Consider the following 16,658-nt stretch of genomic DNA (forward strand, 5'->3'; position numbering starts at 1 on the left):
CTTGAGTTATACTCGCCGCACTCCCTGGGGTGCTTGCCAGTTGACGATGTCCCTGAGCCGATTTGCACTACCCTGGGGGTTGCACGTTGGGCTGGTGTGCATGTCCGCCAGACGGAAAGCCTTAAAGCCTACTGCATCCTCCACCTTGAACTCTCGGGTTCAAGGGCTAAGTCGACAGCGGCTCATCCGGGGAGCCTGATTCGAATCCGATGCCGGTGCATGCCGGCATCGGATTTTTTATGCGTACGTTTTCGCCCCACCCTGCCGAAGCCGAACCATGACCGAACCCGCGTTGCTGCCCCGTCCCCAACTGCGCCGCCTGCTGCGCAAGGCCCGCCGCTCGCTGACGCGAAGCGAACAACGCCAGGCCGCCGAAGGTCTGTACAAGCAACTGGCACAAGACCCGCACTTTCGCCGGGCGAAACACATTTCCCTGTACCTGCCCACCGACGGTGAAATCGACCCGCGCCTGTTGCTGCGCGCGGCCCAGCGTCGGGGCAAGAAAACCTACCTGCCGGTGCTCAGTGCCTGGCCGCGGACCAAAATGGTCTTTCAGCAGATCCGTCCCGGCGAAAAACTCAAACCCAACCGCTTCCGCATCCTTGAGCCGCGCGCCAATATGGCCCGTCAACGCAAGGTCTGGGCGCTGGATCTGGTGCTGTTGCCACTGGTGGGATTCGACGATGTCGGCGGACGCCTGGGCATGGGCGGCGGATTCTACGATCGCAGTCTGGCGTATCTGGCCCGACGCCAGAACTGGCGCAAGCCGACGCTGTTGGGGCTGGCCCATGAATGTCAGAAAGTCGAACGTCTCGCGCAAGCGAGCTGGGATGTACCGTTGCAGGGAACGGTGACAGACAAGGCGTGGTATTTCGCGGGATAGACGCCGCGCGGATCAGCGGCGTCGAGAAGGCAGTTTCAGCGTTTGAAGGCTGTCGACTGTTGTACTTGTTGCGCTACTTCAATCGGTGCATCGGCCTTGTTGGCCCACAGACTTTGCGCATAACCGGTGGTCACGACGCCCAGACCGAACAAAATCACCAAAGTCCACAGCAAATCCGGTTTGCGTTTCATCGATTGCCCCCCTCAAGGCACATCATCACGATGACAGCAGCGGTTTCCATTCGTAGGCCGTGCAGCAGCGTCAAGCTTTAAAGGCCGGCATTTTGCGACAACGTGAACCTCTGCGCAAATGCTGGCGTCAACCGACCGTCGGTTTGTCATAAAATTGCCGGACAACCTGCCCAATGACCGCTTGAGGAGCAAAAACCATGGCCTACTGGCTGATGAAATCCGAGCCCGACGAACTCTCGATCAAGGGCCTGGAAAAGCTCGGCAAAGCGCGCTGGGACGGGGTTCGCAACTATCAGGCACGCAATTTCCTGCGGGCCATGGCAGTTGGGGACCAGTTCTTTTTCTACCATTCCAGCTGCCCGGAGCCGGGGATTGCCGGAATCGGCAAAATAATCGAAGCCGCGTACCCGGATCCCACCGCACTGGAACCGGAAAGCCATTACTTCGATCCGAAAGCCACGCCGGAGAAGAACGCCTGGAGCGCGATTGATGTCGCCCACGTCGAAACTTTCAGCCGGGTCTTGAAGCTGGATTACCTGAAACAGCAGACCGCGCTGGCCGAGATGCCGCTGGTGCAAAAGGGTTCGCGACTGTCGGTGATGCCGGTGACGGCCGAGCAGTGGGCGGCGGTGATCGCGCTCAAACCCTGAGTCATTTGTCGCCTGACAAAATGCCATCGCTGGCAAGCCAGCGATGGGGACCGCCCGGACAACGAATGTCTTATTGAATGATCAGGTTGTTGAACAACAGATCTTCAACCACCGGCTTGCCGGTCTCGTCATTCATCACTTGCTGGGTCTGCTTCAAGGCTTCCTGACGCAGTTTTTCCTTGCCTTCGATGCTGCCCATCGCATCGGTGGTCTGCTGGGTGAACAGCGCCACCAGTTGATTGCGGATCAGCGGCTCGTTGGCCTTGACCAGTTTGGTCGCCTCTTCACCGGTCACCCGCAGTGCCACGTCGGCCTTGTAGACCTTGAGCTTCGGGGTGCCATCGAGCCCGTAGTTGCCCACAAACGGCGGGCTCAGGGTGATGTAGTTGACCTTCGGCGCCTCGCCTTCTTTGGCTTCTTCGGCCAGCGCTGCCACAGGCAGAGACAGGGCCAGCAACAACATGATCCACGCTTTCACAATTCGCTCCTTATCCGGTTTGCGGCCTAGCATAACGACCCGCCGCGCAAGCACAAGCTTATGGCGGACTATCAGGGCCGGGCATGCTCGTTGACCCGTTGACTGCCACACCTACACTTATCGGCCATCACTCCCAAAGGAATAGCCCTGATGAAAGCCGTGCTGTGCAAAGCCTTCGGCCCTGCCGAATCGCTGGTGCTGGAAGACGTCGCCAGTCCTGTCGCCAAAAAGAACGAAATCCTGCTGGACGTGCACGCCGCCGGGGTCAACTTCCCGGACACGCTGATCATCGAGGGCAAATACCAGTTCAAGCCGCCCTTCCCGTTCTCCCCGGGTGGCGAAGCCTCCGGCGTGGTCAGCGCGGTGGGTGAAAAAGTCAGTCACCTGAAGGTCGGCGACCGGGTCATGGCCCTGACCGGCTGGGGCAGCTTCGCCGAGCAGGTCGCGGTTCCGGGCTATAACGTGCTGCCGATCCCGCCGTCGATGGATTTCAACACCGCCGCCGCCTTCAGCATGACCTACGGCACGTCGATGCACGCCCTCAAACAGCGCGGCAACCTGCAACCGGGTGAAACCCTGCTGGTGCTCGGTGCTTCTGGCGGTGTTGGCCTGGCCGCCGTGGAAATCGGCAAAGCCATGGGCGCCCGGGTGATCGCCGCTGCCAGCAGCGCGGAAAAACTCGCCGTGGCCAAGGCTGCCGGTGCCGACGAACTGATCAACTACAGCGAAACCAGCCTCAAGGACGAGATCAAGCGCCTGACCGACGGCCAGGGCGCCGACGTGATCTACGACCCGGTCGGCGGCGACCTGTTCGATCAAGCCATCCGCGCCATCGCCTGGAACGGCCGCCTGCTGGTGGTCGGTTTCGCCAGCGGCCGCATTCCCGAACTGCCGGTCAACCTCGCCCTGCTCAAGGGCGCCGCGGTACTCGGCGTGTTCTGGGGCTCCTTCGCCCAGCGCCAGCCGCAGGACAACGCGGCGAACTTCCAGCAACTGTTCGGCTGGTTTGCCGAGGGCAAGCTGAAGCCGCTGGTGTCACAGGTCTATCCGCTGGGCAATGCCGCGCAGGCGATCAATGATCTCGGGCAGCGCAAGGCTGTCGGGAAAGTCGTAGTGCAAGTGCGCTGAGCTGATCGGGCGATCCGGAATTGATGGCCACTTCCGGATCGCTCTTCAGAGCACTCCAGCCCTACATCAAACTGCGAATATCCTCCGGCAACAGGCTCATGTACGTCCGGACCGGGCTACTACGGCAACTCCTTACAATCGATGGAATCCGCTTGTTCAGTCTGGCGATCATCGCCAGCCGCTGTTCGTCCGGCAGCTGCGCTTTGTGGAACACATTGGAAAGGTAGGCCCTGGTGTAAACGAACACCTTGGTATCGATCCATGATTGCTCCGCAATGTTGCCGAGGTATTCGTTCAAGGTGCGGCACTTCAAGGCTTTCAGTTGCTGGTTGATGTGGATGGGTTGATCCAGATCCAGCCTGAATACCATCGGTGCGAAGACCCGCGTCTGTGCCGGTTTGTCGCCCTCGACGATACACGGTTTGAAACGCCATTGCTCGACAGCCGCCCTGACCGCTTCGATCAGCTCCGGATGGCTGCTTGGCGCAAAGCTGATCCGGTCGACTGAACCGTCGGCATGGACGGTGAACTCGGCGCCCACTTCACCGACCACGCCAGCCCTGAAAAGCCCTCGCGGATAGACCGGCCTCGGGTTGTTTTCCGGAATCAGCAGCACCTCTGACGCCCACGCACCTCCCGATGCCATCAGCAAAAACAGCAACACACACCACCGCATGAGCCCTCCCCCTTTACCGCTCGAATGCCCGATTGGCACCATCAAAAGGGTAGAGCCCGGCAGCCTGAAACAGAACGCCGCGCCTTCTGCATTGTTCGCAGGACATTTCCCAAACCTGCGCCCTACAAAGCCCTGAAACCCGGCAGGAAGACGCCGAAGTAACCTTTCCCACAACGCCCCGCACTTATATCTGAGCGACATGTTCATAAAGGAACGCGCGACTTCCAACATTTCCGCTGTTTTGCCGATGGGAAGCGGTGCTATTTTCGGTAACGAAACTGTAACATTCGCATCCGCAGTCAAAACAAGAAATCTGGAGCTCTTGAATGTTTGCTTTCTTTCGTCCTGCCGCACATCAGGCTCCATTGCCTGAAGAAAAAATCGACAGCACCTACCGACGCCTGCGTTGGCAGATCTTCGCCGGCATCTTCTTTGGCTACGCGGGTTACTACCTGCTGCGCAAGAACTTCTCGCTGGCCATGCCGTACCTGATCGACGAAGGCTATAGCCGTGGTGATCTGGGTCTGGCGATGTCGGCCATCGCCATTGCCTACGGTCTGTCCAAGTTCCTCATGGGCCTGGTGTCCGACCGCTCCAACCCGCGTTACTTCCTGCCATTCGGCCTGCTGGTATCGGCCGGGGTGATGTTCATTTTCGGTTTCGCGCCTTGGGCAACCTCCAGCGTGACCATGATGTTTATCTTGCTGTTCATCAACGGTTGGGCCCAGGGCATGGGCTGGCCGCCGAGCGGACGCACGATGGTGCACTGGTGGTCGCAGAAGGAACGTGGCGGCGTGGTATCGGTGTGGAACGTGGCGCATAACGTCGGTGGTGGTTTGATCGGCCCGCTGTTCCTGATCGGCATGGGCCTGTTCAACGACTGGCACGCGGCGTTCTACGTCCCGGCTGCCGTGGCCCTGGCGGTAGCGGTGTTCGCCTTCGTGACCATGCGCGATACCCCGCAATCGGTCGGCCTGCCGCCGATCGAGAAGTACAAGAACGACTACCCGGAAGGCTACGACGCCAGCCACGAAGACGAATTCAGTGCCAAGGAAATCTTCGTCAAATACGTGCTGCGCAACAAAATGCTCTGGTACATCGCCATGGCCAACGTCTTCGTTTACCTGTTGCGCTACGGCGTGCTGGACTGGGCGCCGACCTACCTGAAGGAAGCCAAGGGTTTCACCGTGGATAAAACCTCGTGGGCCTATTTCTTCTACGAGTGGGCGGGGATTCCGGGCACGCTGCTGTGCGGCTGGATGTCGGACAAGATCTTCCGTGGCAACCGTGGCCTGACCGGCATGGTGTTCATGGCACTGGTGACCGTGGCGACGCTGGTGTACTGGCTGAACCCGGCCGGCAACCCGACCGTCGACATGATCGCGCTGTTCTCCATCGGCTTCCTGATCTACGGCCCGGTGATGCTGATCGGCCTGCAGGCGCTGGAACTGGCGCCGAAGAAAGCCGCCGGCACTGCCGCAGGCTTCACCGGTCTGTTCGGGTATCTGGGTGGTTCGGTCGCGGCCAGTGCAGCGATGGGCTACACCGTGGACCACTTCGGCTGGGATGGCGGTTTCGTGCTGCTGGTGGGCGCTTGCCTGCTGTCGATGGCCTTCCTGGCCCCGACCCTGTGGCACAAGCAAGTCGCCAGTCAGAGCCGCGAAGCAGTCGCCTGATCGGTCTTTGACTTACAGCGCTTGAGCCGCGCCTCCAGATTCCGGTCTGGCATGGCGTGGCTGCGCAGGGCGTGGGCGGTCTGCTCGACATAATCGCGAGTGGTGCCGTAACGCCCGCAAGCGCTTTCGAACACCTGGCTCAGCACATGATCCGGCAAGTTGCCGGCATAGCTGGGCAGGTGTCGCTCCAATACGAATCCCAAGGCCTGAACCTGGCTGCCATCTTCGAGTCGGCAGTTGAGCCAGTGTGGCCGATAGGACGGGAACGGCATCTCGCGCTTCCATAACGCATACAGCGCGCTGTCCAGATTGTCTTCCGGCAACCGGTAGGCGAAGCCGCTGCACGAGCCGCCACGATCCAGACCAAAGACCAGTCCCGGCATTTCCGGCGTGCCGCGATGCTCGTGGGACCACAAGTACAAGCCACGGTGATAGCCATGCACGCGCCCACGCACCCGCTCCACGGCTGTGCATTCCGGCCGCCAGATCAGCGAACCGTAGGCGAACAGCCACACCGGCCCGCCCTTGTGGCGCGCCATGGTCGATTGCATGGAAGCGAGAAGTTGTTCGTGCGTCAGCTGCGGCCCAAGATCGAGCCGCGGAGGGTAAGCCAGGTTCAGAAAAGCGTTTTCAATGGCGCTCATGGCGAATAGCGTTCAGCTCCCCGCGGGTGAAGAATTACTTAATAGAACGCACCGCTGTAACAATAAGGCACATATGTTTTAAGGCAATTTGAGTGCCATGGCACAGTTCTTAATTGATTGCCTGATGGATATATAACCTACCGGCATTTATGCAATTACATAAATACCGATCGGCTATATGACGAGTTATAACGAACTCAGGCGCGGGGTGCGTAAGCAAACACATCCGCACGCATCTGATGGGCATCCATCCCTGCTTCCACCAGCGCATCCAGCGTGCCGTAGACCATGGCCGGCGAGCCGCTGGCATAGACGTGCAGCGGTTTCAGATCAGGGAAATCCTCGCACACCGCCTCATGCAACATGCCACAGCGCCCTTCCCAGCCGCACTGGTCACTGACGACCTTGTGCAGGAACAGATTGGGCAACTTCAGCCATTCGTCCCAATGTTCGATTTCGTAGAAATCTTCCGGACGACGCACGCCCCAGTACAAGTGCACCGGATGCTTGAAGCCGCTGGCCCGGCAATGTTCGATCAGGCTATGGATCTGGCCCATGCCGGTGCCGGCGGCGATCAGCACCAGCGGCCCGTCCGGCAGTTCCGCCAGGTGGGTATCGCCGAATGGCAGTTCGACCCGCACCATCGGGTTGCGCGTGAGCTGATCGATCAGGTTCAGCGCACTGGATTCGCGCGCCAGCACATGGATTTCCAGATCGCGCCCGCCGTGGGGCGCCGAGGCCATGGAGAACGCCGACTTCTCGCCGTTCTCGCGCTCGATCATCAGATACTGGCCAGCGTGGTAGCGCGGCGGCTTGCCGGCTGGTGCCCGCAGGCGCACACGAAAGGTATCGCCACCGACGTCCCGGCATTCGATGACCTGACACGACACGCTGCGCACAGGCAGTTCTCCCAGCGCGAGCACGCCATCCCACAGCACGATGCAGTCTTCCAGCGGCTCCGCTATGCAAGTGTAGAACTCACCGTGGTCGTGCACCTTGCCGGCCTGTTCGACCCGGCCTTCCACCAGCAGCGCCGCACACACATGGCAATTGCCGTTGCGGCAGCTTTGCGGGCATTCGTAGCCCAGGCGCCGCGCACCATCGAGAATCCGCTCTCCGGGCCGTATCTCGAGTACCGCTCCGGAGGGCTGCAGGGTTACACGCATCAATCTATTCCTAACTGATTCCAGATGGCATCGATCCGTTGGGTGACGGCGTCATCCTTGACGATGACGCGGCCCCACTCGCGAGTGGTTTCGCCCGGCCACTTATGGGTGGCGTCCAGGCCCATCTTCGAGCCGAGCCCCGACACCGGCGAGGCGAAGTCGAGGTAGTCGATCGGCGTGTTGTCGATCATCACCGTGTCGCGCTTGGGGTCCATGCGCGTGGTGATGGCCCAGATCACGTCGTTCCAGTCCCGCGCGTTGATGTCGTCGTCGGTGACGATAACGAACTTGGTGTACATGAACTGTCGCAAAAACGACCAGACACCCAGCATCACGCGCTTGGCATGCCCCGGATACGACTTCTTCATCGTCACCACGGCCATGCGGTACGAGCAGCCTTCCGGCGGCAGGTAGAAGTCGGTGATCTCCGGGAACTGCTTCTGCAGGATCGGTACGAACACTTCGTTCAGCGCCACGCCAAGAATCGCCGGCTCATCCGGCGGACGGCCAGTGTAGGTGCTGTGGTAGATCGGCTTGATCCGGTGGGTGATGCGCTCGACGGTGAACACCGGGAAGCTGTCGACTTCGTTGTAATAACCGGTGTGGTCGCCGTACGGGCCTTCATCGGCCATTTCGCCCGGATGGATCACGCCTTCAAGGATGATTTCTGCCGTGGCCGGCACTTGCAGGTCGTTGCCACGGCACTTCACCAGTTCCGTGCGGCTGTCGCGCAGCAGACCGGCGAAGGCGTATTCGGAGAGGCTGTCCGGCACCGGAGTAACGGCGCCGAGAATGGTCGCCGGATCCGCACCAAGGGCCACGGACACCGGGAACGGCTGACCCGGATGCTTCTCGCACCACTCTCGAAAGTCCAGCGCGCCGCCACGGTGGCTGAGCCAGCGCATGATGACCTTGTTGCGACCGATCACTTGCTGGCGGTAGATGCCGAGATTCTGCCGGTCCTTATTCGGGCCCTTGGTGACGGTCAGGCCCCAGGTGATCAGCGGCGCCACGTCGCCCGGCCAGCAGGTCTGTACCGGCAGCATCGCCAGATCGACGTCGTCGCCTTCGATGACCACTTCCTGGCACGGCGCGTCTTTGACGACTTTCGGCGCCATCGCGATGATCTTGCGGAAGATCGGCAGCTTCGACCACGCGTCCTTCAAGCCCTTCGGCGGCTCCGGTTCCTTGAGAAACGCCAGCAGCTTGCCGATTTCGCGCAGTTCGCTGACCGACTCGGCGCCCATGCCCATGGCCACCCGCTCGGGAGTACCGAACAGGTTGCCGAGCACCGGGATGTCATAACCGGTCGGTTTCTCGAACAGCAGCGCCGGGCCCTTGGCCCGCAGCGTGCGGTCGCACACCTCGGTCATTTCCAGCACCGGCGAGACGGGAATCTGGATGCGTTTCAACTCTCCGCGCTGCTCAAGCTGCTGCACGAAATCCCGAAGATCCTTGAATTTCATTGACGATGGCACCCTCAAAATAGGCGTACATCCTACCTGCTCTGTCGGCCGCTGGCAGCTATCGTGGCTCTGCAAACAGCAATCAGTGTCTCCCGGAAGGTCGGGGCAGCCGAACCGTGGCAAAAAAAATGGCGCCCTCCAGGGGCGCCATTTTTCTGAACCGACCAGCGATATTACTTGCGTTTCATCGACAGGAAGAATTCGTCGTTGGTCTTGGTCGTTTTCAGCTTGTCGACCAGGAACTCGATGGCGGCAACTTCATCCATCGGGTGCAGCAGTTTGCGCAGGATCCACATACGCTGCAGTTCGTCGTCGGCGGTCAGCAGCTCTTCGCGACGGGTACCGGACTTGTTGATGTTGATGGCCGGGAACACACGCTTCTCGGCGATACGACGGTCCAGTGGCAGCTCCATGTTGCCGGTGCCCTTGAACTCTTCGTAGATCACTTCGTCCATCTTCGAGCCGGTTTCAACCAGCGCGGTGGCGATGATGGTCAGCGAGCCGCCTTCTTCGATGTTGCGCGCAGCGCCGAAGAAACGCTTCGGTTTCTCCAGGGCGTGGGCATCGACACCACCGGTCAGCACCTTGCCGGAGCTCGGGATCACGGTGTTGTAGGCACGGGCCAGACGGGTGATGGAGTCGAGCAGGATCACCACGTCCTTCTTGTGTTCGACCAGGCGCTTGGCCTTCTCGATCACCATTTCAGCCACTTGCACGTGACGGGTCGGCGGCTCGTCGAAGGTCGAGGCAACCACTTCGCCGCGCACGGTGCGCTGCATTTCGGTCACTTCTTCCGGACGTTCGTCGATCAACAGCACGATCAGGTGAACTTCAGGGTTGTTACGGGCGATGTTCGCTGCGATGTTCTGCAGCATGATCGTTTTACCGGCTTTCGGCGGTGCAACGATCAGACCGCGCTGGCCTTTGCCGATCGGGGCGCACAGGTCGATCACACGACCGGTCAGGTCTTCGGTGGAACCGTTGCCGGCTTCCATCTTCATGCGCACGGTCGGGAACAGCGGGGTCAGGTTCTCGAAGAGAATCTTGTTCTTCGCGTTCTCAGGACGATCAAAGTTGATCGTGTCGACCTTGAGCAGGGCGAAATAACGCTCGCCTTCCTTCGGCGGGCGGATCTTGCCAACGATGGTGTCACCGGTGCGCAAGTTGAAACGGCGGATCTGGCTCGGCGAGACGTAGATGTCGTCAGGGCCGGCGAGGTAGGAAGCGTCAGCGGAGCGCAGGAAGCCGAAGCCGTCCTGGAGAATCTCCAGCACGCCATCACCGGAGATTTCCTCACCGCTTTTAGCGTGCTTTTTCAGCAGGGAGAAAATCACGTCCTGCTTGCGCGAACGGGCCATATTTTCTATGCCCATCTGTTCGGCCAATTCGAGCAGTTCGGTAATCGGCTTTTGCTTGAGTTCAGTCAGATTCATATAGGAATGACGTAATCATTTATGGAGGGGGGAAATTAAGCTTTTGGCTTAATGAGGCCGCGCCGCGGAGAAGGCGACAGGATCGCGTACTTATTCGAAAAGGAGTGCGTCGGCGACGGCTAGCAGGGGGCAGTGGAGAAACCAGTGCGGGGCCGAATGTATCACCTGAGTTTCGGAGCGTCTAGCCCTGAATACGCAAAAAGCCCCGCAATTTGCGGGGCTTTTTGAGGACAATCTTTACAGCGACGCTTAGATGTTGGCGTCGAGGAAAGCAGCCAGTTGCGACTTCGACAGAGCGCCGACCTTGGTCGCTTCAACGTTGCCGTTCTTGAACAGCATCAGGGTCGGAATACCACGTACGCCGTGCTTGGCAGGGGTTTCCTGGTTTTCGTCGATGTTCAGCTTGGCGACGGTCAGCTTGCCTTTGTAAGTCTCTGCAATCTCGTCCAGAACCGGAGCGATCATTTTGCAAGGGCCGCACCATTCAGCCCAGTAGTCGACCAGGACAGCGCCTTCGGCCTTGAGTACGTCGGCTTCGAAGCTAGCGTCGCTAACGTGTTTGATCAGATCGCTGCTCATGGAATTCTCCAGGTTGTAAGCAAAAAAACGTGGCCCATCATAGCCGCCCTTCCCTTGTTCAGGAAGCCGCAGATGATTGAGTCTTGCTATGGCACTCCATGAGTTTGGGTATAGCTCAAGTCACGCGCTGGCGGGGGCGATGAAGGAAATTCCGGTGCGCAGGGCCGCGTTGCGCACGTGCTCCTGCATGGCTTTCTGTGCAGCGGCTGACGCCCGACGGGCCAGTGCGCGAAGGATCTTGCGATGCTCTTGCCAGGTTTCCATGGCCCGCTCGGCGCGGATGAACGGTAGTTTCTGGCTCTCCAGAAAGATGTCGGCGCTGGCGGTGAGGATGCTCAGCATCGCCTGATTGCCGCTGGCCAGCAGGATCCGCCGGTGGAATTCGAAATCCAGTTTCGCCGCGGCCTCGAAGTCGCCGGCGCGCAGTTGTTCGCGCATGGCGGCGACATTGTCTTCCAGTTCGTCCAGATCAAAGGTGCTCAGCGTCACCGCCGCCAGACCGGCCGCGAACCCTTCCAGCGCATAGCGCAACTGAAAGATTTCCAGCGGCGAAGCCTGGGCTGCAAACGGCCAGGCCGGAGCGCCCTCGCCGCGCGGCAATTCCACCGGCGCCTGCACGAACACGCCCTTGCCCGGCTGAATGCTGACCACACCCAGCGCGCTTAAGGACGACAACGCCTCACGCAACGACGCGCGGCTGACACCCAGCTGAACCGCCAGATCCCGTTGCGAAGGCAGCGCATCGCCGGGGCCGAAGCCCTGCTCGGTAATCAGTTTGCGGATCGCTTGCAGCGCCACTTCGGGTACGGCGCGGGAGATCGAGTTCATGGTTTTCCAGACGGACCAGGCCAAGGTGCGGCCAGTTGTAATGCTATTCGAGGCATCAGGCAAGTCGTGCCCCAGCGGGGTTCGACGGTGCGCGTCGATGCGCTATCGCAGTGCGAAACCCGAACCGACTGTTCAGACCAGTAAGACCGAACAAACCCGCTAAACCCGTGGCTTTGCGGGGCCGAACCTCAGTCTTGGCACGGCCCATGCTCTGTCCGATCGCAGAATTCACTTCCCGCCGATCCGGAGATTGTCCATGACGAAGCGTTACAGCGCCCTCCTCGCCGCCCTGTTTGCCGGTTTGATGCTGAACCAGGCCCCTGCCCATGCCGACGGTCTGGATGACGTGGTCAAACGCGGCACCTTGAAAGTCGCGGTGCCTCAGGACTTCCCGCCGTTCGGCTCGGTCGGCCCGGACATGAAGCCGCGCGGCCTCGATATCGATACGGCGAAACTGCTGGCCGAGCAGCTCAAGGTCAAACTCGAACTGACCCCGGTCAACAGCACCAACCGCATTCCGTTCCTCACCACCGGCAAGGTCGATCTGGTGATTTCCAGCCTCGGCAAGAATCCCGAGCGCGAGAAGGTCATCGATTTCTCCCGCGCCTACGCGCCGTTCTACCTCGCCGTGTTCGGCCCGCCGGACGCAGCCGTCAGCACCCTCGACGACCTCAAGGGCAAGACCATCAGCGTCACCCGGGGCGCCATCGAAGACATCGAGCTGACCAAGGTCGCCCCTGAAGGCGTGACCATCAAACGCTTCGAAGACAACAACTCGACTATCGCCGCCTACCTCGCAGGCCAGGTCGACCTGATCGCCAGCGGCAACGTGGTAATGGTCGCAATCAGCGAAAAGAACCCGAAACGCGTACCCGCGCTGAAAGTGAAGCTCAAGGATTCGCCGGTCTACGTCGGCGTGAACAAGAACGAGCCGGCGCTGCTGGGCAAGGTCAACGAGATCCTGGCCACCGCCAAGGCTGACGGCGCGCTGGAAAAGAACGCGCAGACGTGGCTTAAAGAGCCGCTGCCGGCCGACCTCTGACCGGCGACGCGGGAGACTTTCATGGCCTATCAGTTCGATTTCTTGCCGGTGGTGGAAAACACCGACCTGCTGTTGCGTGGGGCGTTGTTTACCCTTGAGCTGACGGCCATCGGCGCGCTGCTCGGGGTTGGCGTGGGCATCGTCGGAGCGCTGGTGCGGGCGTGGAACATCCGCCCGTTCTCGACGATCTTCGGCGTTTATGTGGAGTTGATCCGCAACACGCCATTTCTGGTGCAACTGTTCTTCATCTTCTTCGGCCTGCCGTCCCTCGGCGTGCAGATTTCCGAGTGGCAAGCGGCGGTGCTGGCGATGGTGATCAACCTCGGTGCGTATTCGACCGAGATCATCCGCGCCGGCATCCAGGCGATTCCGCGTGGGCAGCTGGAGGCCGCTGCTGCGCTGGCGATGAGCCGGTTCGAAGCGTTTCGCCACGTGGTGCTGCTACCGGCGCTGGGCAAGGTCTGGCCGGCTCTGAGCAGCCAGATCATCATCGTCATGCTCGGTTCGGCGGTGTGTTCGCAGATTGCCACCGAGGAGTTGAGCTTCGCCGCCAACTTCATTCAGTCGCGCAACTTTCGCGCGTTTGAAACCTATGCACTGACCACTCTCATCTATCTGTGCATGGCGCTGCTGATCCGCCAGTTGCTGAACTGGCTCGGTCGGCGTTATCTGTCTAAAAGCAGCGCAAGGAGCAGCCAATGAGCGACTTCACGTTCTGGGACATCCTGCGCAATCTGCTGACCGGCCTGCAATGGACGCTGGCGCTGTCGCTGGTGGCGTTCATCGGCGGCGGTATCGTCGGGTTGCTGATCCTGATCATGCGCATCTCGAAAAACCCGCTGCCCAGCAGCATCGCACGCACCTGGATCGAACTGTTTCAGGGCACACCGCTGTTGATGCAGCTGTTTCTGGTGTTTTTCGGCGTTGCGCTGGCCGGGGTGGAGATTTCGCCGTGGATGGCGGCGGCGATTGCCCTGACGCTATTCACCAGCGCCTATCTGGCGGAGATCTGGCGCGGCTGCGTCGAGGCGATTCCCAATGGTCAGTGGGAAGCTTCGTCGAGCCTGGCGCTGAATCCGCTGGAGCAACTGCGCTACGTGATCCTGCCGCAAGCGCTGCGCATCGCCGTAGCGCCGACCGTGGGTTTCTCGGTGCAAGTCGTCAAGGGCACCGCGGTGACCTCGATCATCGGCTTCACCGAACTGACCAAGACCGGCGGCATGCTCGCCAACGCCACCTTCGAACCGTTCATGGTCTACGGCCTCGTTGCCCTGGGCTACTTCCTGCTCTGTTACCCCCTGTCCCTCAGTGCGCGCTATCTGGAAAGGAGACTGCATGCCTCTGCTTAGAATTTCCGCCCTGCATAAATACTACGGCGATCACCACGTGCTCAAAGGCATCGACCTGAGCGTCGAGGAAGGCCAGGTGGTGGCGATCATCGGCCGCAGCGGCTCGGGCAAGTCCACCCTGCTGCGCACCCTCAACGGCCTGGAGTCGATCAACGACGGCGTGATCGAAGTCGACGGCGAATACCTCGACGCCGCCCGCGCCGATCTGCGCAGCCTGCGGCAGAAAGTCGGGATGGTGTTTCAACAGTTCAACCTGTTTCCGCACCTGACGGTGGGCGAAAACGTGATGCTCGCGCCGCAGGTGGTGCAGAAAGTACCCAAGGCCAAGGCGCAAGAACTGGCGCGGCAGATGCTCGAGCGCGTCGGTCTTGACGAGAAATTCGATGCCTTCCCGGAACGCCTCTCGGGTGGTCAGCAGCAACGGGTGGCGATTGCCCGGGCGCTGGCGATGTCGCCCAAGGTGCTGCTGTGCGACGAGATCACCTCGGCGCTGGACCCGGAGCTGGTCAACGAAGTGCTCAGCGTGGTCCGCCAGCTCGCGAAAGAAGGCATGACGCTGATCATGGTCACCCACGAAATGCGCTTCGCCCGCGAGGTTGGGGACAAGCTGGTGTTCATGCACCAAGGCAAGGTTCACGAGGTGGGGGATCCGAAAGTGCTGTTTGCCGATCCGCAGACTCCGGAGCTGGCGAATTTTATTGGCAGCGTCGAAGCGACAGCCTGAAGGATTTTCAGAGACTTTTCTGGCCTCATCGCGGGCGAGCCCGCTCCCACAGGGTTCTCTAGCGGGATACGGTTTTGTGTTCGACACAAAACCTGTGGGAGCGGGCTTGCCCGCGAATGGCCGCGCCGCGGTCTTGAGACTTTATGCGCTGAATCAAGGGTTTGAACCATGCGCGTTGGCGGCAGCGTTTGATCGTGGCACGATGTCGGGGTTATCGACCGAGACCCCCACACCATGCCGCAATCCCAAGCCAAGAATCTGTCCCTGATCGCCGCGATCGACCTGGGCTCCAACAGCTTCCATATGGTCGTGGCCAAGGCCCAGAACGGCGAAATCCGTATTCTCGAACGGCTCGGTGAAAAGGTTCAGCTGGCCGCCGGCATCGACGATGAGCGTCAGCTCAACGAAGAATCCATGCAGCGCGGCCTCGACTGTCTCAAGCGCTTTGCTCAACTGATCAACGGCATGCCACTGGGCGCCGTGAGGATCGTCGGCACCAACGCCCTGCGCGAGGCGCGCAACCGTGGCGAATTCATCCGCCGCGCCGAAGAAATCCTCGGCCATCCGGTGGAAGTCATCTCCGGCCGTGAAGAAGCCCGCCTGATCTACCTTGGCGTGTCCCACACCCTCGCCGACACCCCGGGCAAACGCCTGGTCGCCGACATCGGCGGCGGCAGTACCGAATTCATCATCGGCCAGCGTTTCGAACCGCTGCTGCGCGAAAGCCTGCAAATGGGCTGCGTGAGCTTCACCCAGCGCTATTTCAAGGACGGCAAGATCACCCCGGCGCGCTACGCCCAGGCGTACACGGCGGCGCGTCTGGAAATCATGAGCATCGAACACGCCCTGCACCGCCTGACCTGGGATGAAGCCATCGGCTCCTCGGGCACCATCCGCGCCATCGGCCTGGCGCTGAAGGCCGGCGGTCACGGCACCGGCGAAGTGAATGCCGAAGGTCTGGCGTGGCTCAAGCGCCGCCTCTTCAAGCTCGGCGATGTCGACAAGATCGATTTCGAAGGCATCAAGCCGGATCGTCGGGCGATCTTCCCGGCAGGTCTGGCGATTCTCGAAGCGATCTTCGACGCCCTAGAACTGCAACGCATGGATCACTGCGAAGGCGCGCTGCGTGAAGGCGTGCTGTATGACCTGCTCGGCCGCCATCACCACGAAGACGTGCGCGAACGCACCCTGACCTCGCTGATGGAGCGCTACCACGTCGACCTGGAACAGGCCGCGCGCGTCGAGCGCAAAGCCTTGCACGCGTTTGATCAAGTGGCCGTGGACTGGGAGCTGGACGACGGCATCTGGCGCGAACTGCTGGGCTGGGCGGCGAAAGTGCACGAAGTCGGGCTCGACATCGCTCACTATCACTACCACAAGCACGGCGCTTACCTGATCGAGCACTCGGACCTCGCCGGGTTCTCCCGCGAAGATCAGCAAATGCTCGCCCTGCTGGTGCGTGGCCACCGCCGCAACATCCCCAAGGACAAGTTTGCCGAGTTCGGCGACGACGGCGACAAGCTGATCCGCCTGTGCGTGCTGCTGCGTTTCGCCATCCTGTTCCACCACATCCGTGGTACCCAGGCGATGCCGCAAGTGACACTGCATGCCAACGGCAACAACCTCGACGTGGAATTCCCGGAGAACTGGCTGGATGAAAACCAGCTGACCCAGGCGGATTTCGGGCTTGAGGCGGAGTGGCTGACTCGGGTGGGGGTTGTTCTGACCGTGCATTGAGTAACGGG

18 protein-coding genes and 1 other RNA gene are annotated in these 16,658 nt (G+C 60.8%); 10 read left to right on the plus strand and 9 right to left on the minus strand.

Annotated elements, in window-relative coordinates; all coding sequences use genetic code 11:
* Positions 1-18: 18 nt before the first annotated feature.
* Positions 19-197, plus strand: a non-coding RNA gene (gene ssrS, locus ABFB52_RS28100) — 6S RNA.
* 80 nt (positions 198-277) lie between these two features.
* Positions 278-883, plus strand: coding sequence for a 5-formyltetrahydrofolate cyclo-ligase (locus ABFB52_RS28105; RefSeq protein WP_129973014.1), 606 nt, complete (start codon positions 278-280; stop codon positions 881-883).
* A 35-nt stretch (positions 884-918) separates the two neighbouring features.
* Here the strand turns inward: ABFB52_RS28105 and ABFB52_RS28110 are convergent, their stop codons facing one another.
* Positions 919-1,074, minus strand: a complete 156-nt coding sequence (locus ABFB52_RS28110) for a hypothetical protein (RefSeq protein ID WP_007911192.1) — start codon at positions 1,072-1,074, stop codon at positions 919-921.
* 197 nt (positions 1,075-1,271) lie between these two features.
* Between ABFB52_RS28110 and ABFB52_RS28115 the strand changes: the two genes are divergently transcribed.
* Positions 1,272-1,724, plus strand: a complete 453-nt coding sequence (locus ABFB52_RS28115) for an EVE domain-containing protein (protein WP_085746751.1) — start codon at positions 1,272-1,274, stop codon at positions 1,722-1,724.
* A gap of 70 nt (positions 1,725-1,794) precedes the next feature.
* On the opposite strand, the gene ABFB52_RS28120 is transcribed toward ABFB52_RS28115, so the two are convergent.
* Positions 1,795-2,202, minus strand: coding sequence for a flagellar basal body-associated protein FliL (locus tag ABFB52_RS28120; RefSeq protein ID WP_007951814.1), 408 nt, complete (start codon positions 2,200-2,202; stop codon positions 1,795-1,797).
* Between the two features lie 150 nt (positions 2,203-2,352).
* Here ABFB52_RS28120 and ABFB52_RS28125 point away from each other — a divergent pair, with 150 nt between their 5' ends.
* The gene (locus ABFB52_RS28125) at positions 2,353-3,330 is read left to right on the plus strand and encodes an NADPH:quinone oxidoreductase family protein (protein WP_085746752.1); all 978 of its coding nucleotides are present in this window, start codon (positions 2,353-2,355) and stop codon (positions 3,328-3,330) included.
* Between the two features lie 61 nt (positions 3,331-3,391).
* Here ABFB52_RS28125 and ABFB52_RS28130 read toward each other — a convergent pair whose 3' ends face one another.
* Entirely contained in the window at positions 3,392-4,006 is a 615-nt protein-coding gene (locus tag ABFB52_RS28130) for an energy transducer TonB (RefSeq protein WP_129973041.1), read from the minus strand.
* A 326-nt stretch (positions 4,007-4,332) separates the two neighbouring features.
* Between ABFB52_RS28130 and glpT the strand changes: the two genes are divergently transcribed.
* Positions 4,333-5,682 carry a glycerol-3-phosphate transporter gene (glpT, locus tag ABFB52_RS28135; protein WP_007951819.1) on the plus strand — a complete coding sequence of 450 codons (1,350 nt, stop codon included), beginning with the start codon at positions 4,333-4,335 and terminating at the stop codon, positions 5,680-5,682.
* On the opposite strand, the gene ABFB52_RS28140 is transcribed toward glpT, so the two are convergent.
* The 6 genes from ABFB52_RS28140 to ABFB52_RS28165 form a co-directional block, all read right to left on the minus strand.
* A complete protein-coding gene (locus ABFB52_RS28140; protein ID WP_085746754.1) occupies positions 5,658-6,326 on the minus strand; it encodes a gamma-glutamylcyclotransferase in 669 nt (222 codons plus the stop codon). The two genes, glpT and ABFB52_RS28140, sit on opposite strands and share 25 nt — an antisense overlap.
* Positions 6,327-6,523: 197 nt before the next feature.
* Positions 6,524-7,492, minus strand: coding sequence for a CDP-6-deoxy-delta-3,4-glucoseen reductase (locus ABFB52_RS28145; RefSeq protein WP_085746755.1), 969 nt, complete (start codon positions 7,490-7,492; stop codon positions 6,524-6,526).
* On the minus strand, positions 7,492-8,958 hold the full coding sequence (gene ubiD, locus ABFB52_RS28150) for a 4-hydroxy-3-polyprenylbenzoate decarboxylase (protein WP_007951823.1): 1,467 nt from the start codon (positions 8,956-8,958) through the stop codon (positions 7,492-7,494). Before ubiD ends, ABFB52_RS28145 begins: the two co-directional genes overlap by 1 nt.
* Positions 8,959-9,131: 173 nt before the next feature.
* Positions 9,132-10,391, minus strand: a complete 1,260-nt coding sequence (rho, locus tag ABFB52_RS28155; protein ID WP_011336486.1) for a transcription termination factor Rho — start codon at positions 10,389-10,391, stop codon at positions 9,132-9,134.
* 249 nt (positions 10,392-10,640) lie between these two features.
* Positions 10,641-10,970, minus strand: coding sequence for a thioredoxin TrxA (trxA, locus tag ABFB52_RS28160; RefSeq protein ID WP_003206727.1), 330 nt, complete (start codon positions 10,968-10,970; stop codon positions 10,641-10,643).
* A gap of 120 nt (positions 10,971-11,090) precedes the next feature.
* Positions 11,091-11,798, minus strand: coding sequence for an FCD domain-containing protein (locus ABFB52_RS28165; RefSeq protein ID WP_007951828.1), 708 nt, complete (start codon positions 11,796-11,798; stop codon positions 11,091-11,093).
* Between the two features lie 256 nt (positions 11,799-12,054).
* On the opposite strand from ABFB52_RS28165, the gene ABFB52_RS28170 reads away from it, so the two are divergent.
* The 5 genes from ABFB52_RS28170 (at position 12,055) to ppx (ending at position 16,650) form a co-directional block, all read left to right on the plus strand.
* On the plus strand, positions 12,055-12,840 hold the full coding sequence (locus ABFB52_RS28170) for a transporter substrate-binding domain-containing protein (RefSeq protein WP_102685837.1): 786 nt from the start codon (positions 12,055-12,057) through the stop codon (positions 12,838-12,840).
* Between the two features lie 21 nt (positions 12,841-12,861).
* Positions 12,862-13,542: an amino acid ABC transporter permease gene (locus ABFB52_RS28175; RefSeq protein WP_085606035.1), complete on the plus strand. Its 681-nt coding sequence runs from the start codon at positions 12,862-12,864 to the stop codon at positions 13,540-13,542.
* Complete coding sequence (locus ABFB52_RS28180) at positions 13,539-14,189, plus strand: amino acid ABC transporter permease (protein WP_007951832.1); 651 nt, start codon at positions 13,539-13,541, stop codon at positions 14,187-14,189. The genes ABFB52_RS28175 and ABFB52_RS28180 overlap by 4 nt, the downstream gene beginning before the upstream one ends.
* Complete coding sequence (locus ABFB52_RS28185; protein WP_129973015.1) at positions 14,176-14,913, plus strand: amino acid ABC transporter ATP-binding protein; 738 nt, start codon at positions 14,176-14,178, stop codon at positions 14,911-14,913. The genes ABFB52_RS28180 and ABFB52_RS28185 overlap by 14 nt, the downstream gene beginning before the upstream one ends.
* Positions 14,914-15,147: 234 nt before the next feature.
* On the plus strand, positions 15,148-16,650 hold the full coding sequence (ppx, locus tag ABFB52_RS28190) for an exopolyphosphatase (RefSeq protein ID WP_129973016.1): 1,503 nt from the start codon (positions 15,148-15,150) through the stop codon (positions 16,648-16,650).
* The last annotated feature ends 8 nt before the right edge of the window (positions 16,651-16,658 follow it).

This window comes from Pseudomonas sp. 9.2(2024), from assembly GCF_039695385.1.
In the GTDB taxonomy this organism is placed as follows: Bacteria; Pseudomonadota; Gammaproteobacteria; order Pseudomonadales; family Pseudomonadaceae; genus Aquipseudomonas; species Aquipseudomonas paraglycinae.